Annotated in this window: 14 protein-coding genes; 6 read left to right on the top strand and 8 right to left on the bottom strand. The window is 67.6% G+C overall.

Translation table 11 applies throughout. The annotated features are described in order from the left end of the window. Nucleotides 1–303 precede the first annotated feature (303 nt). The 4 genes from AB0L89_RS02105 (at nucleotide 304) to AB0L89_RS02090 (ending at nucleotide 4,711) form a co-directional block, all read left to right on the top strand. Complete coding sequence (locus AB0L89_RS02105; protein ID WP_365132771.1) at nucleotides 304–579, top strand: hypothetical protein; 276 nt, start codon at nucleotides 304–306, stop codon at nucleotides 577–579. A gap of 758 nt (nucleotides 580–1,337) precedes the next feature. After that, a complete protein-coding gene (locus AB0L89_RS02100) occupies nucleotides 1,338–2,051 on the top strand; it encodes a TIGR02391 family protein (RefSeq protein ID WP_365132768.1) in 714 nt (237 codons plus the stop codon). 72 nt (nucleotides 2,052–2,123) lie between these two features. Further along, nucleotides 2,124–3,248: a hypothetical protein gene (locus AB0L89_RS02095; protein ID WP_365132766.1), complete on the top strand. Its 1,125-nt coding sequence runs from the start codon at nucleotides 2,124–2,126 to the stop codon at nucleotides 3,246–3,248. A 221-nt stretch (nucleotides 3,249–3,469) separates the two neighbouring features. After that, nucleotides 3,470–4,711: a hypothetical protein gene (locus AB0L89_RS02090; protein WP_365132764.1), complete on the top strand. Its 1,242-nt coding sequence runs from the start codon at nucleotides 3,470–3,472 to the stop codon at nucleotides 4,709–4,711. Nucleotides 4,712–5,251: 540 nt separating this feature from the next. On the opposite strand, the gene AB0L89_RS02085 is transcribed toward AB0L89_RS02090, so the two are convergent. Beyond that, nucleotides 5,252–6,151: a hypothetical protein gene (locus tag AB0L89_RS02085; RefSeq protein ID WP_365132761.1), complete on the bottom strand. Its 900-nt coding sequence runs from the start codon at nucleotides 6,149–6,151 to the stop codon at nucleotides 5,252–5,254. Between the two features lie 670 nt (nucleotides 6,152–6,821). Here AB0L89_RS02085 and AB0L89_RS02080 point away from each other — a divergent pair. Then, complete coding sequence (locus AB0L89_RS02080) at nucleotides 6,822–7,706, top strand: hypothetical protein (protein ID WP_365132758.1); 885 nt, start codon at nucleotides 6,822–6,824, stop codon at nucleotides 7,704–7,706. A 150-nt stretch (nucleotides 7,707–7,856) separates the two neighbouring features. Here the strand turns inward: AB0L89_RS02080 and AB0L89_RS02075 are convergent, their stop codons facing one another. Together AB0L89_RS02075 and AB0L89_RS02070 are read right to left on the bottom strand one after the other, a co-directional pair. Continuing rightward, entirely contained in the window at nucleotides 7,857–8,063 is a 207-nt protein-coding gene (locus tag AB0L89_RS02075) for a hypothetical protein (RefSeq protein WP_365132755.1), read from the bottom strand. Next, nucleotides 8,060–8,584, bottom strand: a complete 525-nt coding sequence (locus tag AB0L89_RS02070; protein ID WP_365132752.1) for a hypothetical protein — start codon at nucleotides 8,582–8,584, stop codon at nucleotides 8,060–8,062. The genes AB0L89_RS02075 and AB0L89_RS02070 overlap by 4 nt, the downstream gene beginning before the upstream one ends. Before the next feature lie 161 nt (nucleotides 8,585–8,745). Between AB0L89_RS02070 and AB0L89_RS02065 the strand changes: the two genes are divergently transcribed. Next, nucleotides 8,746–9,879, top strand: a complete 1,134-nt coding sequence (locus AB0L89_RS02065; protein ID WP_365132749.1) for a helix-turn-helix transcriptional regulator — start codon at nucleotides 8,746–8,748, stop codon at nucleotides 9,877–9,879. Between the two features lie 85 nt (nucleotides 9,880–9,964). Here AB0L89_RS02065 and AB0L89_RS02060 read toward each other — a convergent pair whose 3' ends face one another. Genes AB0L89_RS02060 through AB0L89_RS02040 form a run of 5 tightly spaced genes read right to left on the bottom strand, consistent with a single transcriptional unit; the run spans nucleotide 9,965 to nucleotide 14,679 of the window. Beyond that, complete coding sequence (locus AB0L89_RS02060) at nucleotides 9,965–11,167, bottom strand: FAD-dependent oxidoreductase (protein ID WP_365132746.1); 1,203 nt, start codon at nucleotides 11,165–11,167, stop codon at nucleotides 9,965–9,967. Between the two features lie 3 nt (nucleotides 11,168–11,170). Then, nucleotides 11,171–11,359 (bottom strand): ferredoxin, encoded by a 189-nt coding sequence (locus AB0L89_RS02055; protein WP_365133942.1) that lies wholly within the window; start codon nucleotides 11,357–11,359, stop codon nucleotides 11,171–11,173. Between the two features lie 30 nt (nucleotides 11,360–11,389). Beyond that, nucleotides 11,390–12,244: a fumarylacetoacetate hydrolase family protein gene (locus AB0L89_RS02050; RefSeq protein WP_365132743.1), complete on the bottom strand. Its 855-nt coding sequence runs from the start codon at nucleotides 12,242–12,244 to the stop codon at nucleotides 11,390–11,392. Nucleotides 12,245–12,275: 31 nt separating this feature from the next. Beyond that, complete coding sequence (locus AB0L89_RS02045) at nucleotides 12,276–13,229, bottom strand: 3,4-dihydroxyphenylacetate 2,3-dioxygenase (RefSeq protein ID WP_365132740.1); 954 nt, start codon at nucleotides 13,227–13,229, stop codon at nucleotides 12,276–12,278. Beyond that, on the bottom strand, nucleotides 13,219–14,679 hold the full coding sequence (locus AB0L89_RS02040; protein WP_365132737.1) for an aldehyde dehydrogenase: 1,461 nt from the start codon (nucleotides 14,677–14,679) through the stop codon (nucleotides 13,219–13,221). Before AB0L89_RS02040 ends, AB0L89_RS02045 begins: the two co-directional genes overlap by 11 nt. Between the last annotated feature and the right edge of the window lie 344 nt (nucleotides 14,680–15,023).

Genomic DNA, 15,023 nt, shown 5'->3' with positions numbered 1-15,023 from the left:
ACGTCCCGAGACGCACCAGAAGCAGCTCTGGCGCTGCCCGTCCTGCACGAAGGATAGCCATAGCATTCAAGCCACTTGATCTTGATCACGGAAGTGCGGCGCCCCAAGCTCACCGGCCCGACGAACCCTGGACTGCACGCATCGAGTGCCAGAGCTGTTGACCTGTGGTCGCACTACTGAAGGTCGGCGCGGTGGGACTCTTGGTCGTGATGGTGATGAGCGATGCGACCATCCTCAGCAGGGCAGGTCGAAGCAAGGGGGGCCATGAGCAGTTCGCACCTCAACGCTCCTATCCAAGCCCGCATGTACGCGAAGACCCTGCACAAGGTGATCTGGATCGCCGCGATTGTGGTGTCAGCGGGCCTTCTGGCGCCGCCGCTGTTCTTCATCGCGGCCAAGAAGCGCGTCGCCGGTATGGCCGTGCCAGTGATCTACGCAGTGATCATCTATAGCTCGGTCATCGTGGCAACGATCCTCGGCAACTCGAAGAACTGGGAGGGGCTCGTTCTCGTAATCACGACGATCGTCGCCGCCGTGCACGCCACCATCCTCGATGCGGACTGGAAGCCGGGTCGATGACCGCCTAGGCATTGCGGCGTTATGGGTCTTGAAGGTTCCCGGGCCCGTGGCCCGATGATTGCCCGAGGCCCAGGTGATGCAACCCCAACTCGCAATCCCAGCTTGGGAAGCGACGGCGCTTGGGGAGCCATTCCGTTGCTGACCTGGCCACATGCTCTCTGAGTAGCCACGCGTCCGGGGCCCTGGGGAGCCGCTGTTGACCGTGGTTGTCCGCTCTTATGGGCACGCTATGGGCACGCCCCTGCGAGGAGGACGCTGGCGTCCTGGCGTGGCCTGCTTGATCTTGGGCTTGCGGCAATGCGCAGCGCTAATGCATGACGGCGTTGCGGTCGCACATGGTCACCGCCCCTCAGCCGCAAGTCCAGAGATCACAAAAAGTAGGCTTGGCCCTACAGACCTCGATCTCGATTACGCGCAGCCTGGTACCCATAGCGGCGGGCACGATGTGCCGCTGCGACTCCGAGGTCGAAAGATGTACCCACTTAGGTACTGACCTCGGTTCTCATCCCGGGGAGCCTGACGCTTGAGGTCAGGAGGCCAAGCGATGCGATGGATCGCCGAGGGATGCGGCGCGGTCGTGGCGCTGGGTGTGGCACGCCTGTTGCTTCGGCAGGTCCGGGGGCTTCTATTGGATGTCCGGTCGGTCATCCGCGCGTGGCGTGACCTTGTGCGCATCGTGGGAAGCGCAGCCGCGACCCGCAGCGGATCACGTCGACACAGGCACTGAAGCTGCGAACGCACCAGCCTACGATGTGTTCGTGGATCGTGACTGGATGCGGCAGCAGCTTGAGGGGTTCATCAACCTGGCCGCTCGCTACGAGGCCACTGAGCAGCCTGGAGATTACATCGGCGACGAGGGCCTGTACGCGCAACTCCACAGGGCCGAACCCACCGTCAAGCGAATCCTGCGTCTGTTGGATCCTGAACTGCCTGACAAGATCAATATTGATCAGATGGCGGGCGTCGCTATGGCCTGTAACGAAGTTCAGCGTGGTCTGGGCATCCTCGCCGCCATGGATGACTGGGCGACTCGGCTATTGCCGGACGCCCCGAGCTTGTCCGCCGACCGGTTGCACCCCTGGGTCTGGGAGCCGGCAGCTCCGCTGTGGGCCGCGGAGGCTCGGCAAGATGCCGTTCTCGCTGCTGCTCGGACCGTCAACCGTCGACTTCAGCAGAAGCTGAATCGCCACGACATCGGCGAGACCGACCTGTGCATGCAGAGCTTCGACTTGAAGGATCCTGTGGCCGGGAAACCCCGACTGCGGTTTCCCGGCGACCGCGATACGCCGACCTGGCGTGCTCGTCAGGAAGGGGCCAAGTACGTTGCCGCTGGTGCCTTCCTGGCAATCCGCAACGTTGCTGCTCACGAAGACGAGGTGACGTGGTCCGAGCAGGAGGCGCTGGAGCACTTGGCGACCCTGAGCGTTCTCGCCCGCTGGGTCGAGGAATGCACGGTGGAGTCCGCCACCTGACATAGGCCGGGCTCGGGATGCCACATCGACGTGGCACCGTCACGCTGCGAGCTCCGTCGCGTTGAAACAGGCGTGAACTCGATCTTCTCGTCTGCCGAGCGGCCGCTCTCGGCCGAACATGTCCTCAGCCTTCGGCCACTGCGCGTCGCGCAGCTCACGCGTGGTTGGGCCGTGGATGTCACTGCGGCCGACCTTGTGCAAGTCGCGGCTCCGGTTGATGCGGCGCGCCGGCTGTGGGCCGGCCGCGGCGACCTCGGAGGTACCGAGGCCAATAGGGGACTGGCGCGGATGCTGGAGGATCGGCCTGAGGACTTCGGTGCCGCGGGCCATATCGTGCTGGGCGCCGATGCCGTGGAAGTGCAGTCGGGTGTGCGGCCGTTCGGCGACTCCCTGCACATCATCGGGCCCGAGTGCATTGACGGTTTGCAGCGTTTGAAGGTCATTGCGGACGCGAGGGACCGGCTGTCGTACGACCATCTGCAGCTTTCCGTCATCCGCCTTGAGATCTACTGCGGCCCCGAGAGGGAGCGTGCTCGTCGCGTCTATGACGTCGCCGATCGATATCTCAACCCTTCCACGGCGCAGGATCGCTTGATCCGCTGTCCGAACATCCTCAACTTGATGCGGGGAGACTGGGAGAAGGGTGACTTCGATCCTCGGCGGGGCATGACGACAGGGATCCATGGGGAGCGCTTCTCCATGGCGGATGTGACCTCGGCCCTCGCCTGCCTGTCGGTCGATCCCCGACCGATCGCGGCGAACCTTGCTGCCACGGCGGAAGGGCGGGAAGCGCTGTGGGGCGACCGTGGTTCGCCCGTCTACCGAACTCTCTTTCATGGGCAGATGACCCCAGTGGGTGTAATGCGTGCCGTTGAGGCTTGGAGATCAGCTCATTTGGCGCTGGGGGCGATGCCACGGAAGTCCAGGCAGGGTTATGGCCACTTGATCGAGTACGCGCCGGAGTTGATCTGTTGGAAGGCTTGCCGCTCTCTGTCCCAGCCCTTGCCCCTGAGCTCGCTTCACGACCCCAAGTCGGCCTTTCCCTGGGTCAAGGCGATCGAACGCGATCTCCCCGCCGTCACAGTACAGACGGCAGGGAGGATGGTAGCCCGCTACCGGGCAGTTCGTCCTGAACGCAGTCGCCCGTACAAGGCAGAGGCTCCCGAACTCGGCTTGTGGATGGAACTCGCTGAGTGATCGATGTAACCAGTCTGAATTGGAGGGGCATTGTGGGCCCGGGCCGGCAGCCGAGCATCGCGTCGGCCTGGGCAGTGGGCGCCGGGGGCTACTGTACGGCGCTGGCTGTGCCCCCTAGTGTCAGCGAGCGCTCAAAGATCGCCATGATGCTGTGATCTCGCGGGCGCCAGCGCATGAATTCGGCCTTGGACATCGAGGTGTTGTGCCTGCAAGATGTTGTCGTGAGCAAGAAGGCCGAACCCTTCATCGTGATGATGACCCTCGACAGAGAGACGTCATCCGTGGTGCTGACTCGTTCGGACGGCAAGGAGGCTCGGCAGCCGATGGGCCAGTCACCGTTTGACAGCACCAGCCTCCTCTCGCGGTTGCACTACTCGCCTGCTCTTGGCGGCTTGCTTGCCGTCACATGCAAGGGCGATGACATCGCCTTTGAACTGCCTGCTCGTGACCGCGGTGACCAGCTCGAGCGTCGTCTCGTCGTATACCTGGACCAGAACATGTGGCGCCCGGTCAGCGAGGCCCTGCAAGGTGAGGCGACGGTAGAGGGTAAAGATCGAGACGCGGCAAATCAGTTGGCCGAGTGGGTACGGGACCGTCGTATCGTCCTCCCGGCTTCCGCCGGCCACTATTACGAGTCGACAAAGTGGTCGTTGACGGACAAGCGGTACCGCCTCGGCTTGACGATCCTCCAACTCAGCCGGGGATGGCAGATGCGGGATCCGCTTCAGGTACGCCGTGACGAAATCGACGGGATGTTCCGCGGTTGGCTAGGACAGGTCGATGACGTGCGAGCGGAGTCTGTATTCACACTCGCGCCCAACTCGCTCCATTCATCGAGTCGCTTGACGCCCTACACACCGCCTTCGGATTTCTCCGTCGATGACGCTTTTCGCATGGTCTCCCTGACGTCTGCTTCCGCATACATCGACGTCATGCTCGACACCGAGCAGGTTGAGCCTGGGCCAGAGCCCGGATGGGTCCAGTCCAATCAGCAGTTCAGCGATTGGCTGGATGGCCAAAGCTGGGACTCGCAACAGAAAAGGCGATCTATCGACGCCTTCCTGTTCGCCGACCTTCAGCGCGACCTGGCAGAGGGGGCACAAGCGGCCGGTCTCTCTCGGCAGGACCTCCAACAGTGGGGGCAGAAGCAGCCGATGGACGGCCTCAGCACATTGCCTGCGACGGGGATCTATCGCGAAATCCTTCACAACCGCCACCTCAACAGGGGCACGACTTGGCAGAGGAGTGACCTCACGGACATGATCTACCTGTCGTGCGCGGGCGGGTATGCGGACTTCGTCGTGTGCGAGCGACACATGCGGGATCCGTTGGAACGAGGAGTCAGACGCCTTGGGCTACGCACGAAGGTGTTTCGCCGCCTGAGTGAGGCCGTTGCGGCCATCGGCGATACTTTGGAACAACAGGCGCACGATACGAGTGCCCCCACAGAGCAGGAGTCGTAGGGACCTCGGTGCGGGTGATGGCTTGGGATGGTGCGTTGTGCCCAGGTGTCACGACCTGGGCGTCGTCCCCGCGGCGCCTCATCGCTGCGGCTGTCTCTACATGCCCTGCTTTGGCAAGTCCTTGGTGTTGCAGGGCCGGACGTTATTGACGCAAGCCAGTGCAGGGACTCGGTTCGAAGGATAGACAGGATGTCGTTGACGGCGCCGAATATGATCGCGGCAGTTTTTCCGCTCTTCCTCATAGGCTTCTTCGGTGCTCATGAACCAATTCTTCGGACGCCCTTGGGCCGCGTGCCGATAGTGGACGCTACTTGACAGAACTTTACATAGACCCCTCACCCGGTGGGGCATCCTGCGAGTTCGCTGTCCCAGCCGTGTGCAACGAGGCGGCGAGGATCCGACAAACCTCAACTCGCTGCCCCTGGTCGCAGCCCTCCAGAAGTCGCTCCAGGCGGCGAAGCACTGCCAGGTCTCGCCCGCAACGTGCGATCACACCCAGGACCACGCAAGCCGGCACTACCAGCACCAACGCAGACAAGGTCATGAGTCGTAGCCCTTCTTGATGTAGTCCACGACATCCCAAGTCTTGTTGTCGTACAGGCATGAACCGTGGCGATTCAAGATCACTGTGCGATCGCCGAGGTGAGCCGAGTGAGGAGAGAGCAAATTGAAAGCATTCCCCCGTGGCAGGCCGTCAGCGATGCCGTGAGCCAAGAGGTTTGCACAGAGTGTCTCCACGGTGTCGCCGCAGCACCACTCGATGACAAGATCGCCGGAGTGATGCGTGTAGCAGTTGGCGAACCCGTGCGGCTCTGCTGTTCTGTTCACCAACCGCGGACGACGCAGAATTCGACTCATCAACAGATCGCGCACCCGTAGGTCCGCGCTGCCTTCCGAGTCGGCCCACTCCTCGGCCTCCTGCCTTTCGTCGCGAGAGAGGCCGCCAGGGCCACGCTTCCAAAGAAGCACTTCATCCTCGCGCGCAGACGGCAGACGCATGTGACCGTGATCGGAGTGGATCACGGTGACTTGCGCCGGGCCGAGGGCGTCGTGGAGAACCACGCGGTCCCCGTTCCCTCGGGTGCGAAGCCCGGGGACTCCGCGGATGCCTCCGTAGATGTGATCGAACCGCGGCAGGAGCTCACGCAGAACCTCGTCCGCCATGTCGGACTCCAGGGTCAGTTCCAAGCTCTGACCATCTGGCCGCGCTTCACGCACTCCAAGAAGAGCACCGTTGAGTTGACGGTCCTTGAAGCTGCTTGCCAACACATGGGCCATGTGCGCTTCTAGACGGCGCTGATGAGGATCGGCGGCGTCTGCGACAGAGGATCCGAGATAGACGTTGGCCTGCCGGGCGAGCCTGGAAGCAGTCGAGAGCGTGAGTGATGTCTGGTTGCGGATCTTCTTGGCCAGACGGTTGGTGTTGCCTGAGCTGGACATGCGTCGGCCCTCCTTTTTTGCCGCCCGGCGACGACAAGAAGAGACAGATCGGATGTCCTAAGGCGTACTGACTGCTAACTGCGGGTGACTCTCAAGAGCCCACTGCTCGCTCCGACGCCGGGACCGGATGTAGCGAGACACGCTGCCGCAGCAGCGCCGCACACAATGTACACCAGGATCTTGCGCTCCATCCGGAGAATGGACGGCTTTTCGGTGCAGGGCACGGCACCCCCAAATTGGTCTAGATGACAAACAAACCCCAGGTCGCCGACCTGGGGTTTCATTATGGAGCGGGTGACGAGAATCGAACTCGCGCTCTCAGCTTGGGAAGCTGAGGTGTCCTAGGGGACCTCGCGGTGCAAGACTCTCGTTGCCTGACGCCGGGTCGTTGATTCCTCGGCGTTCCCCGCGGTTCCCCATACGATCGGGCACGTGTCTGGCACGGCCTCTGTCCGGAGCGGCGGGTGGGGCGTATGACTGTGAGCCCATGGCTCCGAAATCAGCACAGCCGCATGAGAGCATGGGTAGTTACCCATCCGCACTACGTACGCGAGTCAACGGCCTACGTCGACCCGGCCGTCTGGAACGCACGGCGAAGGGACACGTGGCCGTGGAATCTTCAGTGCCGCCGAGCAACGCGCGAACTGCTGGGCCTGTCTCGACCCACGTCGTGCGAGCTGCCATCACTGTGTGCCGCGATGCCCTGCATTGGCGTGACGATCTCCGCGGCATCTTCTGGGCAGCGGGAGTCTCTCGCCAACTCTACGAACGCTACGACCAACTCGGGATGAGCAAAGCGAGGATCGCACGCGCCATCTTCGATGAGTTGCATGAGCAAGGTTCGGCCGGACACGCGGTTCAGCGCAAGATCGTTGAAGAGCTCTGCCACATGCGGAAGCCCCATGCGGATGCTCCGGACCAGAAGGCCGGTGCCGAGGCACTGGCCGAGTTGAAGCGCGCAGCTCAGGAGCAAAGGATCCTTGTCGACCCGGAGCTTGCAGCGGCAGCTGCCCGTCGAGCTGCTGACAAGAGGCGCCGCCAGGTACTTCAAGAGCGTCAGCAACTTCTAGGAGAGCTGCGGCCCAGGTTCTTCGACCTCGTGAAGCAGGACGCAGCCGAATTTGCGCAACGGCGTGGATACGAGCTTGAGAAGCTACTGGCACAACTCTTCCGTGCCTACGAAATCGACTATCGCCCTTCCTACCGCATAGCCCACGAGCAGATCGACGGTTCGTTTCACTTTCGAGGATTCACATATGTCGTCGAGGCGCGATGGAGGACAGCACAGCCGGACTTGGGTGATCTGCTGGACTTCAAGGGGAAGGTTGACGGCAAGCTGGACAGCACTCGCGGCGCTTTTGTCTCGATGGCCGGCTACGACACCGAAATCCTCGACTACTTTGTGCGCAACTCTCGAGGGAGCAGGAACAACATCATCATGTTCACGGGGCGTGACATATCCCAGCTCTTTGAAGGACGTATCGGCCTTGTGGACGCGCTCACCAAGAAGGTCGACGCAGCCGAACAGGAGGGCCAGGCTCTGTGCGAGCTCTGATGCGAGGCGGTAGCTCTAGCGCGGGAGAGTGAGGGCGCACTCGACTGCATGCCCTCAAGGGCAGGGCATGGATCGGCCTCCAAGGCGGGGAATTCGACCCCACGCGCGCGAAGTGCGCCCCTTTGGCTTGCACCGCAGCTTCTCGTCGAGCTACCTCTCGAACTGCGTCAGCATGGAGCCGTTTGCCGTCTGCGCGGCGCGGGCGGCGGCGCGTAGGGCGCGGCGGATCCGTGTTCCGCCGTCGCACGTCTTCATGGCCTGGCAGGCCCGGCACGCGTCGATGTGCGCGAGGAGGACGTTGTACGTCTCTCGGGCGCGACGGTCCTCCTCGCGCTCGGCGGTATGCGCGGCGGTCACTGATCGGCCTCGCTGAGGACGGCGTGACCGGCGGTGACGAGGCTTTCGACGGCAGGCAGATCGCACAGGTCTCCCTGGAACCGGGGGCGCACCACCCAGTAGGTACCGGGCGGCTCGGTGCGGGTGAGCCTGGGCACGCCCATGTACGTATCCGTCCCGAGGCGAGGGGCAATGTCCTGGTGCCGCCACACGCTCCGTTCGATCGGCCGGATCAGGGCGTAGTACGTGCCGCCCATGGTCCGGCCGTCGTAGATCACAGGGCCGCGGAGGAGCTGCCCGAGGCGCCGAGAGACCTCTTCGGCCGCGGTGGAGCCCACCGACGCGTGGACGAGTGCGTCCGGCAGGCGGACCGCGTCGAAGCGGTGGCCCAGCGGCAACAGGGCGATGCCTGTGTCCGCCCACTCACGCCGTGCCTGTTCGGGCGTTTGCAGGGTGCACGCGAACCAGTCGGTGATGGCGCTCACGAGCGCCGGGGACACGCCGCTTCCTGTAGTCGGCAGACGTCCGGTGCCCTCATCCATGTCGACTCCTCGATGGTCGGCCGTGCCCGGAGCCGGTCGCAGGGCTGGCGGGCGCTGTCCCCATCTATGGAAGTGGGTCACCAGTGCGGGTGGAGGTGCCCCACCAGGGGCCTGCCAGGGGCCAGTTCGGCAGGTAGCGTGGCAGGCAGGAGGCCCCTTGCATGGACGACCTGAAGACGGCGCGGCGGAACTTCGGCGTACACCTCGCCGCTCTGCGCAAGCGGGCACGACTCTCCCAGTCCCAGCTCGCCGCACGCCTGTGCGCACTGAGTGGCACGACAACGCTGACCCGCAACGAGGTCTCCCGGTGGGAGCGGGGGGAACGGCTGCCGGATGCTTGGCTGGCCTCACTTTCCAGTGCCCTCGCCGTACCCGTGGAGGACCTCGGCCGCGCCGTCGCACGGGCCCGCGGGGAGGCGGACGAACCGCAGGACGACCACCCGCACGCCGTCGTGCGGGAACGGGCGGGCTGGCTGCTGGCACACGACAATGCGCACGGTGGCGACCACATCGCGGGCGCGGCGCTTCAGGTGTGGAGAGCGGAGCGCGCGCGGATCACCGGTGACGACAAGGCGCACCTGGCCGTCGTCGCCGAACTCGCCGAAATCACGGGGTGGCTGCTGTTCGATGCGGCCCGGCGCGAAGAGGCCCGCGTCGCCTGGACGGAGTCGCTGCACTTCGCGCGTGCCGCGGGCGACCGGACCATGCAGTGGTTCGCGATGGACCTGCTGGCCATGGAGGCGACGGAGAGCGGTCGTCCTGGCGAGGCACTGGCGCTCTGCGCGGAGAACACCGATGGCCGGGTGCCGCCACGCGTGGCACTGCTCGCCGAGCTCCGCCGCAGCCGCGCCCTCGCTGCCGTCGGCGACCGGGCCCGGGCTCGGCAGGCCATCGGCAGGGCACGCAGCAGCCTGGAGGACTCGCTGCATCCCCGCGACCCCCAGTGGTCGTGGTGGATCAACGACCTCGAGGTCACCGGGCACGAGGCGGAAGTCGCGCTGCTGCTGGCCGAGCCCAGGGACGCGGTGCCTCACTTCGAGCGGATCCGCGATCTGGTCCGTGCGGTCGACCCCACAGGCCGTGGCGCCCTGTTCTACGCGACCGCCGAGCTCGACGCCCTCGTGCGGCTCGGGGCCTGGACGGAGGTGGAGGAACCTCTCACGCGGCTCGCCCCGCTTCTGCGCAACGTGTCCTCGTCCCGTAATCGCAAGCGTCTGCGCAAGGTGCTGGGGTCCATCGACCGGAACGCCCCCCGCTGGCTGTCCGACACCGCGCACGAGGTCGCGGCAGGCTGAGGCAGAGCGTGCCGAAGGGGCTTCTTCCGGCTCAAGGGGCACGACCTTAAGGGGCACGGGGCCCAGAACTCTGGTCAGGACCGGCTCACGCCACCGTCTCGGGGAGGGCCAGCAGCTCTGCTCGGTGGTGGGCCGCCGCTGCTGCTGCGCTCGGGCCGCCCAGTGCCGCCACGCCGATCAGGCGGTCTCCCTGGTAGTAGCCGTAGAGCAGGTCGCCCCGCGTGGAGTCCGCGTCGCCTGACAGGAGGCGGGTTCGGGTGGCCAGGGCCGGCTGGCCGAAGGACTGGAGGCGGAGGTCGAACTGGTCGCTCCAGAAGGACGGCAGCGGTGCGAACGGGGCGGGGTCGGGCGGGTGCGTGCCGTTCAGGCCCGCGACCAGCGTGCGGGCCGCGTGGCGGGCGCTGTCGCCGGGGATGGACCAGTGCTCGACGCGGCGCGGCAGCGGGCCGTAGCGCGGGTTCGGGAAGCGTGCCACGTCGCCGACGGCGACCGCGTGCGCCAGGCCTCCGACGCGCAGCTGGGCGTCGCACAGGATGCCGTCGCCGAGGTCGAGACCCTCGGTGGCGGCCAGCCATTCGGTGTTGGGCAGCGAGCCGACCGCCTCGACGACCACGTCGGCGGCCACCTCGGTCCCGTCGTCGAGCACCGCGTGCGTGGTGGTCAGGTCAGCGACCAGACGGCCCATCAGGAACCGTACGCCGCGCGCCTCGTGGCGTCGGCGCAGCGCCCGCGCCAGGTCCGCGCCGACGGCCAGGACCATCGGCTCGGACTCCGGCGCGACGACCGTCACCGCGCAGCCCGCCGTCCGCGCGGTGGCGGCCACCTCGCAGCCGATGAAGCCCGAGCCGATGACGAGCACCCGGGCCCCCTCGACCAGCCGGGCGCGCAGCGCCGCCGAGTCCTCCAGTGTGCGTACGACGTGCCGGCGCGGGCCTCCGGCGAATGGGAGCCTGCGTGGCCGCACCCCCGTCGCGGCCACCAGACCCTCGTACGCATGGACGGCACCGTCGGCCAGCGTGAGCGTGCGCGCGGCCAGGTCGGCGGCGGCGACCGCCGTGCCCAGGTGCCATTGGACGTCGTCGACGCTGGCCCTGCGGCGCAGCACCGTGCCGGCGGCGGGGGCGTCTCCCGCGAGGACCTCCTTGGACAACGGAGGCCTGTTGTACGGGAGATGGGGCTCGTCACCGAAGACGGTGATCGCGCCGCGCCATCCCGCGGCCCGCAGCTGCTCCGCCGCGCGCAGTCCGCCGAGCGAGGCGCCGACGACCGCGATGCCCGCTGCCGTCACGCGTCAGCCCTCGACCCTGATGGCCTGCAAGGGGCAGACGTCGGCGGCGTCCTCGGCGTCGTCGCGCAGCGCGTCGTCGGGGTCCTCGACATAGGCGAGGTGCCCCTCCTCGTCGAGCCGGAAGATGTCCGGCGCGGCGAAGACGCACTGCCCGTGGTCCTGGCAGACGGCCAGGTCGACGGTGACTCTCAGCATTTCGACTCCCTTCCCCCGCAGGGGCTTTCAGCGGCGCGGCGGGCGGATGCCGCGGAACTCCCAGTCGCCGCCGAGCGCCGTGGAGAGGACCTCCTCGGACTCGGTGGGCTGGGCGCCGACGTCCGTGCGGACGGCCGTCGGTCCGGTGACGATGTGGTTGGTGAGCCGCCCGAGCCCTTCGGCCTCGACCTCGACGACGTCGCCCGGCTGTACGGGCCGGGAGCCCGCGGGCGTGCCGGAGAGCAGGACGTCGCCGGGCTCCAGGGTGATCGTGCGGGCGATGTCGGCGACGAGGTAGTGCATGTCCCACCGCATCTCGTCGGTCGAACCGTCCTGCACCAGGCGGCCGTTGACGTAGGTGCGCAGGTACTTGCCGCGGAAGTCCCAGCCGGTGACCAGGCCGGGGCCGAGCGGGCAGAGCGTGTCGGAGCCCTTGACGCGGAGCATGGAGCCGGCGTCGGTGTCACGGAAGTCGTGCAGCCCGAAGTCGTCGGCGACGGTGAAGCCCGCGATGTACGCGCCGGCGTCGGCGGGCGCGATGTTGCGGCAGGTCCGGCCGATGACGATGCCGATCTCGCCCTCGTAGTTGAGGTACTTGCAGCCCTCGGGGCGCACGACCGCGCCGCCGTGGGCGTTGAGCGCGGAGACCGGCTTGTGGAAGTAGGTGGGTGCGGGCGGCAGGCCGACGCCGAACTCCTCGACGCGGCTGCGGTGGTTGAGGTGGACGGCGACCACCTTGGAGGGGCGCACGGGCGGCAGGTGGTGCGCCTCGGCGGCCTTCACGGTGCGGCCGTCGGCGGCGATCAGCTCGTCGCCCTCGCGCACGACCTGGACGGCGGCACCGTCGAGGAGGACGCGGCGGTACTCGGTGGTGGCGGTCATGCGGCGCCCTCGCTCGGATCGGGAGAGACGGTCATGCGGCGTCCTCGCTCGGGTCGGGCGTGCCGGTCCAGCCGTCGGCCGGGCGGTCGAACCACAGGTGGATCTGGCCGGTGCCGACGGAGTTCTCGTACGCGCTGTAGGCACGGCCCCGGGCGGTGCAGCGCTCCTCTCCGAGGGCGCCGATCATCATCAGGTAGTGGCCGAAGCGGGCTTCGGGCCTGTGGGCGATGAACTCCGGCATCGTGGCGAGCACTTGGGCGTGGTCGCCGCGCTCGAACCACTCGATGCGCCGCTCGTCGGCGGCCCGCGCCTCGGGGGTGCGGATGTGGGACGGGTCGCTGGATTCGTGGGCGCGCAGTTCGCGCAGCGGCCAGAAGGTGTGGGACAGGGCGCCGGAGGCGATGAGCAGGACCTTGCGGCCCGCCAGCGCCCTGACTCCGTCGGCGAGCGCGCGGCCGAGCCGCAGGTGGTCCTCCGCGTCGCCGGTCTGACAGACCCCGATCGAGATCCACTTCTTGTCGGGGAGGCCGAGGCCCAGGTACGTCCACAGATTGATCGTGGCGTAGTACACGGGCAGGAAGGGATCGTCGATCGGGGTGATCCAGGTGCCGTGCGCGTCCGCGAACCGGGCGATGGAGTGGGCGAGTTCGGGGTCGCCCGGGTAGTCGTAGGGCATGCGGCACATGCCGCGCGGCAGCTCCTCGGAGGTGAAGAGCCCGGCACGGCGGGGCTGCGCGGAGACGACGAACTCGACGGTGGTCGCCCAGTGCGAGTCGAGGACGACGACGGTGTCGTAGTCGAGGGTCTCGAAGACGTCGGCACGCAGCGTGCGCAGGCCGGGGACGAGACTGATCTCGCGGCCTTCGTTGAGCTCCTTGCGGGCCGCCTCGGGCAGCACGATCGTGGGCACGTGGGCGAGGAGCCCGGCGCCGACGATCTCACCCGGGGCCTGCCGCGGCGGCCGGTGCGTGGTCTCACTCGTCACGGGCCCACCCCTTCGGCGCGGTCACGGTGTTCTTCAGGTCGCAGTAGAAGTCGAAGGACCAGTCGCCGCCCTCGCGGCCGACGCCGGACTGGCGGGAGCCGCCGAAGGGCGCGGAGAGGTCGCGTACGAAGAAGCAGTTGACCCAGACCGTGCCCGCGACGAGCCGCTCGGTGATCCGCCGGGCGCGCTCGCGGTCGCCGGTGGCGAGGGTGGCGGCGAGGCCGAAGCGGGTGCCGTTGGCGAGGCGTACGGCCGCGTCGTCGTCGCCGTCGGGGAAGGTCTGGAGGGTGAGGACGGGCCCGAAGACCTCCTCCTGGACGATCTCGGAGTCCTGGTCGACGTCGGTGAGGAGGGTGGGCCGGTAGTAGGTGCCGCCGAGCCGCGCGTCCAGCTCCTCGTGGCGGCCGCCGCCGATGACGGCCTCGGCGCCCGCGTCGAGGGCGCGGCGCACGAACCCGTCGACGCGGTCCACGTGGCGGGGGTGGATGGTGGGGCCGATGCCGGTGGCCTCGTCGCGCGGGTCTCCCTGGGTCAGCTTCGAGACCCGGTCGAGGAAGTGGCCGAGGAAGGCGTCACGTACGGACTCCTCCACGAGGAGGCGGGTGCCCGCGAGGCAGACCTGCCCCGCGTTGTCGTACTGCTCCACGGCGAGGTCGGCCGCCAGTTCGAGGTCGGCGTCGGCGAAAACGAGCAGCGGCGACTTGCCGCCGAGTTCGAAGCTGCACGGCACCAGGTGCGCGGCGGCGGCCCCGGCGATGCGGCGCGCGGTGGGCACCGAACCGGTGAAGCTGATGCGCCGCACGTCGGGGTCGGCGGTCAACGGCGCGCCCACCTCGTCGCCGTACCCCTGCACCACGTTGAACACCCCGGGCGGCAGCCCCGCCCCGTGCGCGATGTCCGCGAAGAGCGAGGCGGTCAGCGGGGTCCACTCGGCGGGCTTGAGGACGACGGTGCAGCCCGCCGCGAGCGCCGGCGCGATCTTCCAGGTGGCGAGCATCAGCGGGGCGTTCCACGGCGTGATCAGGACGGCGGGGCCCGCCGGGTCCCAGCTGACGTGGTTGGTGTGCCCGCGGGTGTCGAAGTCGTCGTGGCCGAGGGCGAGGAGGCGGTCGGCGAAGTAGCGGAGGTTGTGGGCGACGCGGGGCATGACACCGCGGCGGTGGGAGCGCAGCAGGGCGCCGTTGTCGGTGGTCTCGACGAGGGCGAGGTCCTCGGCGCGGGCCTCGACGCCGTCGGCGACGGCGTGCAGCAGCCGGGCGCGCTCGGCGGGCGGGGTGGCGGCCCAGCCCGGGAAGGCGGCGGTGGCGGCGGCGACGGCGGCCCGTGCCTCGGCGGCGCCACCGCGGGCGATCTCGGCGAGGGGCGCTCCGTCGATGGGCGAGCGGTCGGTGAACGAGATCGGGGAGGCGACGCGGGTGCCGCCGATCCAGTGCCGGGTGTCGACGGGCACGCCGGCGACGGTCGCCGTGTGCGGGGGCTGCGCGGGCTCGGGTGCGCGGGACGCGGGGGGCGCAGGGGGTGCGGGGGGTGCCATCGCGACCTCCAGTTCGTTTGAACCCAAACAACATTACGAACGGAGGGGCGACAGGGTCAACCCCCCGAACGGGCAAGCCTGTTCACGGGGCCAACTCCCGGAATGGGCAGGCCTGTTCACAGGGCCAACCCCCGGAGCGGGCAGGCCTGCTCACGGGACCAATTCCCGCAACGGACAAGCCTGCTCACGGGACCAACCCCCAGAACGGACAAGCCCGCCCACAGGGCCAACCCCCGGAACGACAAGCCCGCCCACAGGGC

Source organism: Streptomyces sp. NPDC052114 (assembly GCF_040680155.1).
GTDB lineage: Bacteria > Actinomycetota > Actinomycetes > Streptomycetales > Streptomycetaceae > Streptomyces.
Note: the sequence above shows the minus strand (reverse complement) of the source record. Positions and strands in the feature narration are given on the sequence as shown.